The following is a 13,488-nucleotide window of genomic DNA, read 5'->3' as shown; positions in this document are numbered from 1 at the left end:
ACCTGGGCTCCATCGGCGGGCCGGCCGCGCGGCTGGCGCAGGACTGCATCAAGAAGGTCGAGGTCGTCGAGTACGAGGAGCTCGGGATGGAGGCCGTGTGGAAGATCGAGGTGGAGGACTTCCCGGCGTTCGTGGTCGTCGACGACAAGGGCAACGACTTCTTCAAGGACCCGGCGCCGGCTCCGACGTTCACGTCGATCCCGGTGCGGGGTCCTTGAAGAAGTCGTTGCCCTTGTCGTCGACGACCACGAACGCCGGGAAGTCCTCCACCTCGATCTTCCACACGGCCTCCATCCCGAGCTCCTCGTACTCGACGACCTCGACCTTCTTGATGCAGTCCTGCGCCAGCCGCGCGGCCGGCCCGCCGATGGAGCCCAGGTAGAACCCGCCGTGCGTCCCGCACGCGTCGGTGACCTGCTGCGACCGGTTCCCCTTGGCCAGCATGACCTTGGAGCCGCCCGCCGCCTGGAACTGCTCCACGTAGGAGTCCATGCGCCCGGCCGTGGTCGGCCCGAAGGACCCGGAGGCGTACCCCTCGGGGGTCTTCGCGGGGCCCGCGTAGTACACCGGGTGGTCCTTCAGGTACTGCGGCATGCCCTCGCCCGCGTCCAGCCGCTCCTTGATCTTGGCGTGCGCGATGTCGCGGGCCACGACGAGCGGCCCGGAGAGCGAGAGGCGGGTCTTGACGGGGTACTTCGTCAGCTCGGCCAGGATCTCGTCCATCGGCCGGTTCAGGTCGATGCGCACGACGTCCCCGGCCTCGTCGAGGTGCTCGTCCGTCGTGTCGGGCAGGAACCGCGCCGGGTCGGTCTCCAGCTGCTCCAGGAAGACGCCCTCGGCGGTGATCTTCGCGACGGCCTGGCGGTCGGCCGAGCAGGAGACGGCGATGGCGACCGGGCAGGACGCGCCGTGCCGGGGCAGGCGCACCACCCGCACGTCGTGGCAGAAGTACTTGCCGCCGAACTGCGCGCCGATCCCGATCTTCTGCGTCAGCTCGAAGACCTTCTCCTCCAGGTCCTTGTCCCGGAAGCCGTGCCCGAGCGGGGAGCCCTCGGCCGGGATCTCGTCCAGGTAGTGCGCGGACGCGTACTTCGCCGTCTTCAGGGCGTACTCCGCGCTCGTGCCGCCGACGACGATCGCCAGGTGGTACGGCGGGCAGGCCGCCGTGCCGAGCGAACGGATCTTCTCCTCCAGGAACTTCATCATGGAGGCCTCGTTCAGGACGGCCTTCGTCTCCTGGTAGAGGAACGACTTGTTGGCCGAGCCGCCGCCCTTGGCCATGAAGAGGAACTTGTAGGCGCCGCCGTCGGTCGCGTACAGCTCGATCTGGGCGGGGAGGTTGGAGCCGGTGTTCTTCTCCTCCCACATGGTGAGCGGAGCCATCTGCGAGTAGCGCAGGTTCAGGTTCTTGTAGGCGTCGTAGATGCCGTGGGACAGGGCCGCCTCGTCGCCGCCCTCGGTGAGCACGTTCTGGCCGCGCTTGCCCATCACGATCGCCGTGCCGGTGTCCTGGCACATGGGCAGCACGCCGGCGGCCGCGATGTTCGCGTTCTTCAGGAGGTCCAGCGCGACGAACTTGTCGTTGCCCGACGCCTCCGGGTCGTCGATGATGCGCCGCAGCTGCGCGAGGTGCGCGGGCCGCAGGTAGTGCTGGATGTCGTGGATCGCCTCGGCGGCCAGCGTGCGCAGCGCCTCGGGCTCCACCTTGAGGAACGTCCGTCCGTCCGCCTCGAAGGTGGAGACACCCTCGGAGGTCACCAGCCGGTAGGGGGTGGTGTCTTCCCCTTGGGGGAGCAGATCGGTGTACGCGAACTCAGGCATCTGGCCAAATCCTTCTTCGACAGACAGCGGCCGGCCTCCGTTGGCGGCGCGCCCACCAGCGTAGGACCTGCCTCGGACACCGCTCCTGTGAGGTAAGGCTCAGTTCGCCCTCCACACCCCCTAGTCGCGATCTATCGCGTTTGGGTACGCTGCTGCCGTGGACCTTCAGAAGCGCACCGAGCCCGACCTTCGCAAGCACACCGACCTCCGCGCCTCCGACGCCGACCGCGACCGGATCGCGGACATCCTGCGCGAGGCCCTGGCCGAGGGCCGCCTGACCGCCGAGGAGCACGCGGAGCGGGTCGAGGAGGTCTTCCGCGCGAAGACCGTGGGCGAGCTGGAACCGCTGGTGCGGGACCTGCCCGCGGCCCACGGCCCCCGCCCGGGACCTGCCCGCGGCCCACGGCCCCCGCCGTCGCCGACGAGAACGTGGTGGCGGTGTTCAGCGCGGCCGTCCGCAAGGGCCGCTGGCGCGTGGGGCGCCGCACGCATGCGTACGCGATCTTCGGCAGCGTGGAGATAGACCTCAGCGAGGCGATCTTCGAGCACCGGCATGTCGTGATCAGGGCGGTCTCGGTGTTCGGCAGCGTCGACATCCGCGTCCCGGAGAACGTGTCGATGCGCGGCAGCGGCGGCGGGGTCCTCGGCAGCTTCGAGGTGGACACGCTGGACTCGGGCGAGCAGGACGCCCCCGTGGTGTACGTGGACGGGCTGGCCGTCCTGGGGAGCGTCGAGGCGCGGCCCAGGCGGGGCAAGCTGATCGAGGACATCCTCGACCGCGTCACCGAGCGGGTGAACGCCAAGTTGCGCAAGCACCTGGGGCATTGACGCGTCCGGCGAAGACCTGGGGAGCCGGCGGACGTGCGCCGCGCGGCACACGGCGTGCGGCACACGGCGTGCGGAAGCAGAGGGTCCGGTGGTGGCGGTCCGGCGCCCGCCGCGGTCCCGGCGTTTCGGAACCGAGTGCTTAGGCGTGTGCACAGCGGGTAGGGCTTGCTGCATCGTCTCTCGCTCGCGAAGCCGTCGTCAGGAGTAGACCGTGCTGCATCCGCCGCATCAGTCCCTGCAGGTCGCTGCCGTTCCGTCCCAGCCGGCGCCGGTGCGCGAGAGGGACCAGGACGCCCCCTGGCACACGGAGGCCGTGTGCCGCCGCGACGAGGCCGGGCTGTTCTTCGCGCCCTCCAAAGAACCCACCGCGGCCCGGCTCTCCCGCGAGGAGGCGGCGAAGCGGGTCTGCGCGCGCTGTCCCGTGATGGTCGAGTGCCGGGAGCACGCGCTGCTCCAGCCCGAGCCGTACGGGGTCTGGGGCGGCCTCACCGCCGCCGAGCGCCGCGTGGCCCTGGCCCGGCGGCGCCGCCGCGACCTGGAACTGCAGAAGACGGCCCACGCGACGGACCCCATAGCCGCGGCCGGCTGACCCCGGACACCGACGGGGCGCCCCTCCGCACAGGGACGCCCCATCGACGTGCGGTGCCCTTCAGGGGCGCGAGGAACTGCGCGACCGGCCACGGTGGACCCGCAGCCGCCCACGGCCGACGCGACCCCGGCCGACCGACGGAGTCACTTGGCCCGGTCGAAGTCGATCGCCGAATAGGCCCTGAGCTTCGCCAGCCGGTGCTCCGAGGTGATCTGCCGCACCGTCCCCGACTTCGACCGCATCACGATCGAGTCGGTCGTGGCGGTCTCGGACCGGTACCGCACCCCCCGCAGCAGCTCGCCGTCGGTGATCCCGGTCGCCACGAAGAACACGTTCTCCCCGGACACCAGGTCGTCGGTGAGCAGCACCCGGTCGAGGTCGTGCCCCGCGTCGACCGCCCGCGCCCGCTCCTCGTCGTCCTTGGGCCACAGCTTGCCCTGGATGGTGCCGCCCAGGCACTTCACGGCGCAGGCCGAGATGATGCCCTCGGGCGTGCCGCCGATGCCGAGCAGCAGGTCGATGCCGGTGCCCTCGCGCAGCGCCAGGATCGAGCCCGCGACGTCGCCGTCGGAGATGAGCTTGATGCGCGCGCCGGTCTCCCGGATCTCCTTGATGATGCCGTCGTGGCGCGGCCGGTCGAGGACGACGACCGTGACGTCCTCGGGCGTGCCGCGCTTGGCCTTGGCGACCCGGCGGATGTTCACGGACACCGGGGCGTTGATGTCGACGAAGTCGGCGGCCTCCGGGCCGGTGACCAGCTTGTCCATGTAGAACACCGCGGACGGGTCGAACATGGTGCCGCGGTCGGCGGCGGCCAGCACCGCGATCGCGTTGGTCATGCCCGCGGCGGTGAGCGTGGTCCCGTCGATCGGGTCGACGGCGATGTCGCACTCGGGGCCGGTCCCGTCCCCGACGCGCTCCCCGTTGAAGAGCATCGGCGCCTCGTCCTTCTCGCCCTCGCCGATGACGACGACGCCGTTCATCGAGACGGTGGAGACGAGGGTGCGCATGGCCCGTACCGCCGCGCCGTCGGCGCCGTTCTTGTCGCCGCGGCCGACCCAGCGGCCCGCGGCCATGGCGGCGGCCTCGGTGACCCGGACGAGTTCGAGGGCGAGGTTGCGGTCGGGGGCCTCGGAGGGGACCTCTAGTTCGGACGGCAAGTGATGCTCGGTCATCGGAGCGCACCTTTCTGATACGACGACGGCCGGATGAGGGTTCGGGCCGACTCTATCTCCACTGCGACAAAATGAGCAGGGGGGCCCACGGATGAGCAGACCAGTACACCTGCGACGATGGGGGTGTGGCAGGTATGAAAGGCAAGCAGTCGGTCCGGGACATGGTGCTGTCCCTGGGCCTGATCGGCATCGTCGCGGGCTTCATCTACGTCTTCATCCCGAAGGACGACTCGGAGCCTCCTCTCCAGCGGGTCGACTACCGCGTGGAGCTCCTCACGGCGCGCCGCGCGGCCGCCTATCCGGTGGCGGCGCCCGAGGGCCTGCCCACGGAGTGGAAGGCGACCTCGGTGCGGTTCAGGGGCGACGACTTCGACGCGTGGCACCTCGGTTTCCACGACCCCGACGGGGAGTACGTGGCGGTCGAGCAGTCCACTCAGAAGCCCGTCACGTTCATCGAGGACGCCAGCCAGGGCGCCGCGGAGACGAACGTCACGCAGCGCATCGGGGGCAAGTCCTGGAAGCGCTACGAGGGCGGGAAGTACGACGCCCTGGTGCTGCGGGAGGAGAACGCCACGACCGTGGTCGCGGGCACGGCCTCGTTCGCCGAGCTGACGAAGATGGCGGAGGCGCTCAGGACGTCGTGAGCGCGTGCCTGAGCGTGTGAGAGGCCCCCGGCGATGCGCCGGGGGCCTCTCAGCTGCTCAGGTGCGCGTAACGCGTCCGAGGGATCAGACCGTCGTGACGACCTGGTCGAACTCCAGGCGCGGGCCGCGCGGGAACCAGGCGTCCTCGGCGGGCCGGCCGATGTTGACCACCATCAGCGGCAGGTGGTCGTCGTCGAGGAACTCCTTCTGGATGCCCGCGGCGTCGTAGCCCGTCATCGGACCGGCGGCCAGCCCGGCGGCACGGACGCCGACGATGAAGTACGCGGCCTGCAGCGCGGCGTTGAGCACGGCGGGACCCTCGCGGGAGGGGCGCTCGGCGAAGAAGAGGTCCTTGGCCTGCGGGAAGTGCGGCAGCAGGTACGGCAGCTCGTCGTGGAACTCGATGTCCGCGGACAGGATCGCCACGAGCGGGGCGGCGGCCGTCTTCGGCTGGTTGCCCTCGGACATGTGCTGCACCAGGCGCTCGCGGGCCTCGGGGGAGCGGACCAGGGTGATGCGCAGCGGCGACTGGTTGAAGGCGGTCGGGCCGTACTTGACCAGGTCGTAGATCGCCTGCACCTGCTCGTCGGTCACCGGCTCGTCGGTGAAGGCGTTGGCGGTACGGGCCTCGCGGAACAGCAGGTCCTGGGCGGCGGGGTCGAGGACGAGAGACATGGAGCAACCTTCTCGGAGCGTGCGTCGGATCCCCGGGGAGCCCCTGGGATCGGCTGGCACGTCCGACGGTACGCTGATGAGGTTTAAGGTTCAACAAAAATCGGACCGAGGTGATCCGCTTCACAATTGCATGGCCTGACCACCTATCTCGGACCGCCCCGAGAGCCGCCCCCTCTTTCCCCCCGCTAGTCCTGCTCCTCCCCTTCCTCCTCTTCCGCGTCTTCGGCCAGCGCCGCGTCGAGGCGGGCGCGGGCGCCGTCCAGCCACCGCCGGCACACCTTCGCCAGCTCCTCGCCCCGCTCCCACAGGGCCAGTGACTCCTCCAGCGTCGTACCGCCCGTCTCCAGTCGGCGGACGACCTCGATGAGCTCGTCCCGCGCCTGCTCGTACCCGAGCGTCTCGTCCTTCGTGCTGGTCATGCGCCCACCCTAGGGTCTGTCTCCGACATCGACTCGTACCGTGAACTCGCCGGTGGCGACCCGTGCCCGCAGGGGCTCGTCCGCCGTCACCTCGTCCGCGGAGCGCACGGCGTGGCCGTCGGACTTCTGCAGGACCGCGTACCCCCGTTCGAGGGTCGCGGCGGGGGAGAGGGCCACCACGCGTGCGTGCGTGTGCGTCAGCTCCGAGTCGGCCCGGTCCAGGAGGTGGCCGAGCGTGCGGCGGCCGCGGTCCAGGAGCGCCGTGACCCGGTCGGCCCGCTCGTCGACCATCCGGTACGGGTCCTCCATCGAGGGGCGGGCCAGCGCGTGCGCGAGGCCGCGCTCCTCGCGCTCGACGAAGGCCTCCAGGCTCCTGCGGGCGCGGTCCCGCAGGAACCGCACGCGCTCGTACTCCTCGCCGACGTCCGGCACGACCTTCTTCGCGGCGTCGGTGGGCGTGGAGGCGCGCAGGTCGGCCACGTGGTCGAGGAGCGGGTTGTCGGGCTCGTGGCCGATGGCCGACACGACCGGGGTGCGGCAGGACGCGACCGCCCGTACGAGCTGCTCGTCCGAGAACGGGAGCAGGTCCTCCACGCTGCCGCCGCCGCGCGCCACGACGATGACGTCGACCTCGTCGAGCGCGTCCAGGTCCTTCACGGCCTGGACCACCTGGGGAACCGCGTGCACGCCCTGCACGGCGACGTTGCGCACCTCGAAGCGGACGGCGGGCCAGCGGCGGCGCGCGTTCTCCAGCACGTCCCGCTCGGCGGCGGAGGCGCGGCCGGTGACCAGGCCGATCAGTTGGGGCAGGAACGGGAGCGGCTTCTTGCGCTCGGGCGCGAACAGGCCCTCCGCGGCGAGGGACTTCTTCAGCTGCTCCAGCCGGGCGAGCAGCTCCCCGACGCCCACGGGCTTGATCTCGGTGGCCCGCAGCGAGAGCTGTCCGCGCGGTGCGTACCACTCGGGCTTCGCCTGGACGACGACCCGGGCGCCCTCGCTCACCACGTCCGCGACGGCGTCGAACACCTGCCGGTAGCAGGTGACGCTCACGGAGATGTCGTACGACGGATCGCGCAGCGTGAGGAAGACGACGCCGGCGCCCGGGCGGCGCGACAGCTGGGTGATCTGCCCCTCGACCCACACCGCGCCGAGCCGGTCGATCCACCCCCCGATGAGCCGCGACACCTCACCGACGGGCAGGGGGGCTTCGGCGGACGTATTGAGAGCCATACGCCGAGCGTAGCCGTCGCTCATGACAGCGCCGTTCGCCTCACCCGTCGTGGCCGGGCGCGGGCCCGGTGGGGGCGGGCCGCGCAGTTCCCCGCGCCCCTTCGGAGCGCGGGCGCAGTTTTCAGGGGCGCGGGGCGCACCCGACAGACGACCCGCGCTTTTCAGGGGCGCGGGGAACTGCGCGAACGGCCCCCACCGGACCCGCACCCACCCGACGTGCCCGGCCACCCCAGGAGGTGATCTCCGGCCCCCGGTCGCCGCACCCTTACGATGGGACACATGACTGCTTCGACCGGCCGCCGTGTCCTGCTCGCCGCCCCCCGTGGCTACTGCGCGGGAGTCGACCGTGCCGTGATCGCCGTCGAGAAGGCCCTGGAGCAGTACGGGGCCCCGATCTACGTCCGCCACGAGATCGTCCACAACAAATACGTCGTGCAGACGCTGGAGAAGAAGGGCGCGATCTTCGTCGAGCGGACGGCGGAGGTCCCCGAGGGCTCCATCGTCATGTTCTCGGCGCACGGCGTCGCCCCGGTCGTCCACGAGGAGGCCGCCGCCGGCCGGCTCGCCACCATCGACGCGACGTGCCCGCTGGTCACCAAGGTCCACAAGGAAGCCGTCCGGTTCGCGAACGACGACTTCGACATCCTCCTCATCGGCCACGAGGGCCACGAGGAGGTCATCGGCACCTCCGGCGAGGCACCCGACCACATCACGCTGGTCGACGGCCCCGGCGACGTGGCCAAGGTCGAGGTCCGCGACCCCTCCAAGGTCGTCTGGCTCTCCCAGACGACGCTGTCGGTCGACGAGACCATGGAGACGGTGGACGCCCTCAAGGAGAAGTTCCCGCAGCTCATCTCCCCGCCGAGCGACGACATCTGCTACGCCACGCAGAACCGCCAGCTCGCCGTGAAGCAGATGGGCGAGCAGGCGGACCTCGTCATCGTGGTCGGCTCGCGCAACTCCTCCAACTCCGTCCGGCTCGTCGAGGTCGCCAAGCTCGCGGGCGCCCGCGAGGCGTACCTCGTGGACTTCGCCGACGAGATCGACGCCGGCTGGCTGGAGGGCGTCACGACGGTGGGCGTCACCTCCGGGGCCTCGGTGCCGGAGATCCTCGTCGAGCAGGTCCTCGAGTACCTCACCACCCACGGCTTCGAGGACGTCGAACTGGTCAAGGCGGCCGAGGAGTCCATCACGTTCTCCCTCCCCAAGGAGCTCCGCCGCGACCTGCGCGCGGAGGCCGCGGCCCTGGTCGCGGAGCGCACCGGAAGCACCCCCTCGGCCGAGTGACTGTCCGTCCCACGACGTAACGTAGAGCCATGCAGATCTTCGGTGTGGACATCGGCGGTTCAGGGATCAAGGGCGCTCCCGTGGACCTGGACAAGGGCGATCTGGCGGAGGAGCGCTACAAGGTGCTCACGCCGCAGCCCGCGACGCCCGACGCGGTGGCGGACGGCGTCAAGGAGGTCGTCGGCCACTTCGGCTGGACGGGCCCGGTCGGCATCACCTTCCCCGGCGTCGTCACCGGCGGTTCCACCATCCGCACCGCGGCCAATGTGGACAAGGCCTGGATCGACACCGACGCGCGCGCCCTGCTCGGCGACCGGCTGGGCGGCCTGCCGGTCACCGTGCTGAACGACGCGGATGCGGCGGGCGTCGCCGAGATGCAGTTCGGCGCGGGCAAGGGCCGCCGGGGCACGGTCTTCCTGCTCACCTTCGGTACGGGGATCGGCAGCGCCCTCTTCGTGGACGGCGTCCTCGTGCCGAACACGGAGCTGGGCCACCTGGAGCTGAACGGCCACGACGCGGAGAAGCACGCCTCCACGAAGGCCAAGGAGGACCACGACCTCTCCTGGGAGCACTGGGCCCACCGCGTCCAGAAGTACCTGGCGCACGTGGAGATGCTCTTCTCGCCCGAGCTGTTCATCATCGGCGGCGGCGTCAGCCGCAAGGCGCACAAGTTCCTGCCGCTGATCGAGGGCATCAAGGCGGAGATCGTGCCGGCCGAGCTGCAGAACAACGCGGGGATCGTGGGCGCGGCGATGCGCGCGGCGCAGACGCACTAGGCACGCCGCCGGACCAGGCACGCCGCCGGCGGCCGGGCAGGTGGGTGTTGTGGGTACCGCGACGGGCCTCAGGCCGTACGGCGTCGCTGTGCGGCCTTGCGGGTCATCATCCGCGCCTTGCGCACGGTCACGATGACCCCGGCCACCAGCGTTCCCCCGTACAGCCATCCCGCGTGCATCGCGAGGGCGGTGACGAGGCCCATCACCCGGCCGCCGAAGCCGCCGTCGCTGTCCGCGATCGGCAGCAGGCCGACGGCGAAGGCGATCGGCACGGCGACCACCGCGGTGACGAGGTCGGCCCGCCGCACCCACACCGCGGTCAGGACGCAGACCGGCAGGAACAGCACGCCGTAGACGACGAGCGACGCCCCGAACAGCAACTGGATCAGACAGGCCAGCGCGAACATCGTCGCGGTGCAGAACAGGCCGCTGCCCAGCCCGGTGAGCCGGGGGTTCGGGAAGCGGCGTACCGCCTGCACGAGCGCCGGGACGGGCGCGGAGGCACGCGGGACACCGGCCCTGGCCTTGGCCCCGGGCCTGGCCCCGGACCCGGACCTGTTCCCGGCCCCGGCCCTGGCACCGGACTGCCGGGCCGTACGGGTGCCGCCGCGTCCGGCCTGCGGGGGGAAGGGGGTGCCGCCGCGTGACGGCCGTGACTGGGGAGGACGCGTCCTGTGTTGCTCCACTGGTCCAACTTAGGTCGGGTTATGTGCGGAATGGGCGTCGGGACACGCGCTTTGGCCGAGCTTGGCCAAGCGTTCGATACGTCGCCGGTGCGGGCCGCCGCACGCCGTAGACTGGTGGATCGGCCCGAACGTCCCCCTGGGCCGGTCCGCACCCCATCGGTCCTCACCTCACCCAACCTCACGTACGGGAAGTCGCAACGTGTCGCTCACGATCGGAATCGTCGGTCTGCCGAATGTCGGCAAGTCGACCCTTTTCAACGCCCTGACCAAGAACGACGTGCTGGCGGCCAACTACCCGTTCGCCACGATCGAGCCGAACGTGGGCGTGGTCGGTGTCCCCGACGCCCGGCTGACCAAGCTCGCGGAGATCTTCAACTCGCAGAAGATCCTCCCCGCGACCGTGGACTTCGTCGACATCGCGGGCATCGTGCGCGGTGCGAGCGAGGGTGAGGGCCTGGGCAACAAGTTCCTCGCGAACATCCGCGAGTCGGACGCGATCTGCCAGGTCATCCGGGCCTTCAAGGACGAGAACGTCGTGCATGTGGACGGCAAGGTCTCGCCCAAGGACGACATCGAGACGATCAACACCGAGCTGATCCTCGCGGACCTGCAGACCATCGAGAAGGTCCTGCCGCGCCTGCAGCGCGAGTCGCGGATCAAGAAGGACGTCGGCCCGAAGGTCGCGGCGATCGAGGCGGCGCAGGCGATCCTGGAGAGGGGCGAGACGCTGTTCTCCGCGGGCATCGTCCAGGGCTCCGGCAACGACGAGCTGCTGCACGACCTGCACCTGCTCACCACGAAGCCGTTCCTCTACGTCTTCAACGTCGACGAGGACGAACTGGTCGACGACGACTTCAAGGCCGCGCAGCGCGCCCTGGTCGCCCCCGCCGAGGCGATCTTCCTCAACGCCAAGCTGGAGGCGGACCTCGCCGAGCTCGACGAGGAGGACGCCCGGGAGCTCCTGGAGTCGGTCGGCGTCGAGGAGCCCGGCCTCGCCACGCTCGCGCACGCCGGCTTCACCACCCTCGGCCTGCAGACCTACCTGACGGCGGGCCCGAAGGAGTCCCGCGCCTGGACCATCAAGAAGGGCGCCACCGCCCCCGAGGCCGCCGGAGTCATCCACACCGACTTCCAGAAGGGCTTCATCAAGGCGGAGGTCATCTCCTTCGAGGACCTGGTGGAAACGGGCTCGGTCGCCGAGGCCCGAGCCAAGGGCAAGGCCCGCATGGAGGGCAAGGACTACGTGATGCAGGACGGCGATGTGGTGGAATTCCGCTTCAACGTCTAGTCGTCCTGATACTGGACGGAAATATCACCCTGAAGACATCGTCCCGCTCGATCCGATGGACTATCTGCTCAAGAACGAAAGCCGGTTCTTCCGTCTGGGCAGCTACGATCCGATCGAACTGGCTGGGATGATTGCTACCGAAGCTCTGACTCTGGGCTCGGCGAGAGTGATCATCCAGTCTGATGGTGAATGGCTCACTGTGACGGCGGACCAGGACTGGCTCCACAACCGTGAGCAGGCGTTTTCCACGATCACGCCGTTCCCGCAAGCCGGGGTCAACAGCATGCTGGTAGAGATCCTTGCTGTTGCTTTCTCAGCGGGCGTGGCAACTGCCACACGAGAAGAGGCCAAACTCATCAAGGGCGACAGGACTGTTCCTGCCCCTGGGGTCGATCCGAACGCAGGACGGACGGTTTCCTTCATGCGCCGACGAGGATCTCCGCCTCTCCACTGAGCGGCACGCGGCCGCAGGAACCAACTGGTTTCTGCGGCCGTGCATCCACCCTTCGGTCGGCCTACCGCCACCAAGACCGGCGCCGGCACCCTCGCCAGTACGACACCGCCACGGGCCGCTTGACGGGCCCTTACCCTGCCGCCTGGAACCGGTTCGCCTCGCCTACCGCCTCTACCGCACTGAATCCATACTCCGGCAACAGGACTGCGACGTCTTGGTCGACCTGTACGCGGAAGCAGCCGACGAACTTCGCCCAGCAGATCGTTGTCGTCGAGGTCGGGGGAATGGTGGGATGGCGACGGGTGGCGGACCCGAGGCCGGTTCCCCCGTATCGATTGAAGCCTTGTGCGGCGGACGGCAGTTCACATGTGAGGACTGATTGATGCTGGACATGGAAAAGGCGACCAGTCTGGCCCAGAAGTTTCTGGACGAGAAGGTCAGCCACGCGGGCATGACTTTCGCACTCGTCGAAGGGGAGCGCATACAGGTGGGAAGAGTCTTCTACTTCGACTGCCAATCGGTTGCCTACCTTCGTAGCGGAGACCTCCGGGACATGGCTGTAGGCACCGGCTACGTGTGTGTGGACGGGGAAACAGGGGAATGCCGGATGTTGGGAGCAGCTGAGTCCGCCCGGCTCGACCTTTTTTGAACTGCTTTGGTGCACCTTTCCATGTGACTTCCTGCGCCCTGGCCGCCTTGTCGGGGGCGTTGGTGAGTCGGGTGCCGGACGCTCGAACACGTCCCGGCACGGGCAGTGAGGATGTGTTGTGCCTTCTCTGATGGGCCCCAATCGCCGATCGGCGTCGGCTGACTGTCTTCAGGAGACCTGTCTGCCCGCTCGGGATGAGCGTGGCTACAAGCCTTCCGCGGACGAGCGGCGGCGGTGCATCGATAAATTCGGGAATGTCTGGGAGCGAGGCCCGTCTCGGGCGGCTGGTGAGGCTGAGGTGACAATGCGCGGAGTGGCTGAACTTCAAGCGCTCCTTCGAGTTTCGAATGAGCGTGCTCTGAGTCGGTTGACTTCGAGGATCGTTCGAGATGTTCCGCTGGATCTCGGTGAGGGAAAGAGCCGGGAATACTGGAAGGACGACGGGCTTCGGGACGTCAGGTTCCCGATCCTTCTCCGGGAGGGACTGCAGCCTGGTGACATGCTGTGCGGCATACTTGCCGGCGCTTGGGAGGTGGCCGGGCCGTGGACGGTCCTGAGCGTGGGTGAACCGTTCGTGGCCGGATGGGAATTCGTTGCCATTGCGGACCACCGGAATGCTGGGATAAAAATCCCAGGGGTGGAGTGGATGAGGATATCGCTCCTTCTGGAATCCCCGGAACGGTGACGCTCCGAGAGGGGAGCAGCGTCTGCAGGCCTGCGGGCGCATCCTCGGCGGTGGGATCAGCGGATCCGTGATCTCCCACGACCCGCCTCTCACGTCACCAGCCCCCGTCGGTACGCGTACACCACCGCCTGGACTCTGTCTCTGAGGTTGAGTTTGGTCAGGATTCGGGAGACGAACGTCTTTACCGTTTCCGGGCTGATGACCAGCGTTGTGGCTATCTCGCTGTTGGAGAGGCCGTTGGCCAGGAGGCGTAGGACCTCCAGTTCGCGGGGGGTCAGGGGG

The 13,488-nt window shown here is 69.3% G+C and carries 16 protein-coding genes and 1 pseudogene; 10 read left to right on the top strand and 7 right to left on the bottom strand.

Annotation, left to right across the window (positions count from 1 at the left end):
- A partial coding sequence (locus FGF04_RS14600; protein WP_188114088.1) for a fumarate hydratase C-terminal domain-containing protein occupies window positions 1–218 on the top strand: 218 nt, incomplete at its 5' end.
- Here the strand turns inward: FGF04_RS14600 and FGF04_RS14595 are convergent.
- Window positions 190–1,821, bottom strand: a complete 1,632-nt coding sequence (locus tag FGF04_RS14595; RefSeq protein WP_149511732.1) for a fumarate hydratase — start codon at window positions 1,819–1,821, stop codon at window positions 190–192. The two genes, FGF04_RS14600 and FGF04_RS14595, sit on opposite strands and share 29 nt — an antisense overlap.
- A gap of 157 nt (window positions 1,822–1,978) precedes the next feature.
- Between FGF04_RS14595 and FGF04_RS14590 the strand changes: the two are divergent.
- Both FGF04_RS14590 and FGF04_RS14585 read left to right on the top strand, forming a co-directional pair.
- A pseudogene (locus FGF04_RS14590) lies at window positions 1,979–2,649 on the top strand (DUF1707 SHOCT-like domain-containing protein).
- Between the two features lie 211 nt (window positions 2,650–2,860).
- The gene (locus FGF04_RS14585) at window positions 2,861–3,238 is read left to right on the top strand and encodes a WhiB family transcriptional regulator (protein ID WP_149511731.1); all 378 of its coding nucleotides are present in this window, start codon (window positions 2,861–2,863) and stop codon (window positions 3,236–3,238) included.
- Window positions 3,239–3,381: 143 nt separating this feature from the next.
- Here the strand turns inward: FGF04_RS14585 and glpX are convergent, their stop codons facing one another.
- Entirely contained in the window at window positions 3,382–4,413 is a 1,032-nt protein-coding gene (glpX, locus tag FGF04_RS14580; RefSeq protein WP_149511730.1) for a class II fructose-bisphosphatase, read from the bottom strand.
- A 125-nt stretch (window positions 4,414–4,538) separates the two neighbouring features.
- Here glpX and FGF04_RS14575 point away from each other — a divergent pair, with 125 nt between their 5' ends.
- Window positions 4,539–5,057 (top strand): DUF4245 domain-containing protein, encoded by a 519-nt coding sequence (locus FGF04_RS14575; RefSeq protein WP_149511729.1) that lies wholly within the window; start codon window positions 4,539–4,541, stop codon window positions 5,055–5,057.
- 84 nt (window positions 5,058–5,141) lie between these two features.
- On the opposite strand, the gene FGF04_RS14570 is transcribed toward FGF04_RS14575, so the two are convergent.
- From FGF04_RS14570 to xseA, 3 genes are all read right to left on the bottom strand, one after another.
- The gene (locus FGF04_RS14570; RefSeq protein WP_149511728.1) at window positions 5,142–5,732 is read right to left on the bottom strand and encodes a malonic semialdehyde reductase; all 591 of its coding nucleotides are present in this window, start codon (window positions 5,730–5,732) and stop codon (window positions 5,142–5,144) included.
- A 185-nt stretch (window positions 5,733–5,917) separates the two neighbouring features.
- Complete coding sequence (locus FGF04_RS14565) at window positions 5,918–6,151, bottom strand: exodeoxyribonuclease VII small subunit (RefSeq protein WP_149511727.1); 234 nt, start codon at window positions 6,149–6,151, stop codon at window positions 5,918–5,920.
- 9 nt (window positions 6,152–6,160) lie between these two features.
- Window positions 6,161–7,381, bottom strand: a complete 1,221-nt coding sequence (gene xseA, locus FGF04_RS14560) for an exodeoxyribonuclease VII large subunit (protein WP_149511726.1) — start codon at window positions 7,379–7,381, stop codon at window positions 6,161–6,163.
- 270 nt (window positions 7,382–7,651) lie between these two features.
- Between xseA and FGF04_RS14555 the strand changes: the two genes are divergently transcribed.
- Window positions 7,652–8,668, top strand: coding sequence for a 4-hydroxy-3-methylbut-2-enyl diphosphate reductase (locus FGF04_RS14555; RefSeq protein ID WP_149511725.1), 1,017 nt, complete (start codon window positions 7,652–7,654; stop codon window positions 8,666–8,668).
- A gap of 29 nt (window positions 8,669–8,697) precedes the next feature.
- Window positions 8,698–9,444, top strand: coding sequence for a polyphosphate--glucose phosphotransferase (ppgK, locus tag FGF04_RS14550; RefSeq protein ID WP_149511724.1), 747 nt, complete (start codon window positions 8,698–8,700; stop codon window positions 9,442–9,444).
- A 68-nt stretch (window positions 9,445–9,512) separates the two neighbouring features.
- Here the strand turns inward: ppgK and FGF04_RS14545 are convergent, their stop codons facing one another.
- A complete protein-coding gene (locus FGF04_RS14545; protein WP_149511723.1) occupies window positions 9,513–10,130 on the bottom strand; it encodes a DUF6542 domain-containing protein in 618 nt (205 codons plus the stop codon).
- Between the two features lie 199 nt (window positions 10,131–10,329).
- Here FGF04_RS14545 and ychF point away from each other — a divergent pair, with 199 nt between their 5' ends.
- From ychF to FGF04_RS14525, 4 genes are all read left to right on the top strand, one after another.
- Entirely contained in the window at window positions 10,330–11,418 is a 1,089-nt protein-coding gene (ychF, locus tag FGF04_RS14540; protein WP_149511722.1) for a redox-regulated ATPase YchF, read from the top strand.
- A gap of 55 nt (window positions 11,419–11,473) precedes the next feature.
- Complete coding sequence (locus FGF04_RS14535) at window positions 11,474–11,872, top strand: hypothetical protein (protein ID WP_149511721.1); 399 nt, start codon at window positions 11,474–11,476, stop codon at window positions 11,870–11,872.
- Window positions 11,873–12,254: 382 nt separating this feature from the next.
- Entirely contained in the window at window positions 12,255–12,521 is a 267-nt protein-coding gene (locus FGF04_RS14530; protein WP_149511720.1) for a YrhB domain-containing protein, read from the top strand.
- A gap of 313 nt (window positions 12,522–12,834) precedes the next feature.
- Window positions 12,835–13,206 (top strand): hypothetical protein, encoded by a 372-nt coding sequence (locus FGF04_RS14525; RefSeq protein WP_149511719.1) that lies wholly within the window; start codon window positions 12,835–12,837, stop codon window positions 13,204–13,206.
- An 89-nt stretch (window positions 13,207–13,295) separates the two neighbouring features.
- On the opposite strand, the gene FGF04_RS14520 is transcribed toward FGF04_RS14525, so the two are convergent.
- Window positions 13,296–13,488 (bottom strand): response regulator transcription factor (locus tag FGF04_RS14520; RefSeq protein WP_149512274.1); only part of this gene is annotated, 193 nt, incomplete at its 5' end.

This window comes from Streptomyces apricus (genome assembly GCF_008369065.1).
In the GTDB taxonomy this organism is placed as follows: Bacteria; Actinomycetota; Actinomycetes; order Streptomycetales; family Streptomycetaceae; genus Streptomyces; species Streptomyces apricus.
Note: the sequence above shows the minus strand (reverse complement) of the source record. Positions and strands in the feature narration are given on the sequence as shown.

What these genes read in the sequence shown, in the direction of transcription:
- FGF04_RS14530 (WP_149511720.1), top strand. Translation starts at nt 12,255, where the DNA reads ATGCTGGACATGGAAAAGGCGACCAGTCTGGCCCAGAAGTTTCTGGAC.
- FGF04_RS14555 (WP_149511725.1), top strand. Translation starts at nt 7,652, where the DNA reads ATGGGACACATGACTGCTTCGACCGGCCGCCGTGTCCTGCTCGCCGCC.
- FGF04_RS14565 (WP_149511727.1), bottom strand. Translation starts at nt 6,151, where the DNA reads ATGACCAGCACGAAGGACGAGACGCTCGGGTACGAGCAGGCGCGGGAC.
- glpX (WP_149511730.1), bottom strand. Translation starts at nt 4,413, where the DNA reads ATGACCGAGCATCACTTGCCGTCCGAACTAGAGGTCCCCTCCGAGGCC.
- FGF04_RS14595 (WP_149511732.1), bottom strand. Translation starts at nt 1,821, where the DNA reads ATGCCTGAGTTCGCGTACACCGATCTGCTCCCCCAAGGGGAAGACACC.
- FGF04_RS14535 (WP_149511721.1), top strand. Translation starts at nt 11,474, where the DNA reads ATGGACTATCTGCTCAAGAACGAAAGCCGGTTCTTCCGTCTGGGCAGC.
- FGF04_RS14570 (WP_149511728.1), bottom strand. Translation starts at nt 5,732, where the DNA reads ATGTCTCTCGTCCTCGACCCCGCCGCCCAGGACCTGCTGTTCCGCGAG.
- xseA (WP_149511726.1), bottom strand. Translation starts at nt 7,381, where the DNA reads ATGGCTCTCAATACGTCCGCCGAAGCCCCCCTGCCCGTCGGTGAGGTG.
- ppgK (WP_149511724.1), top strand. Translation starts at nt 8,698, where the DNA reads ATGCAGATCTTCGGTGTGGACATCGGCGGTTCAGGGATCAAGGGCGCT.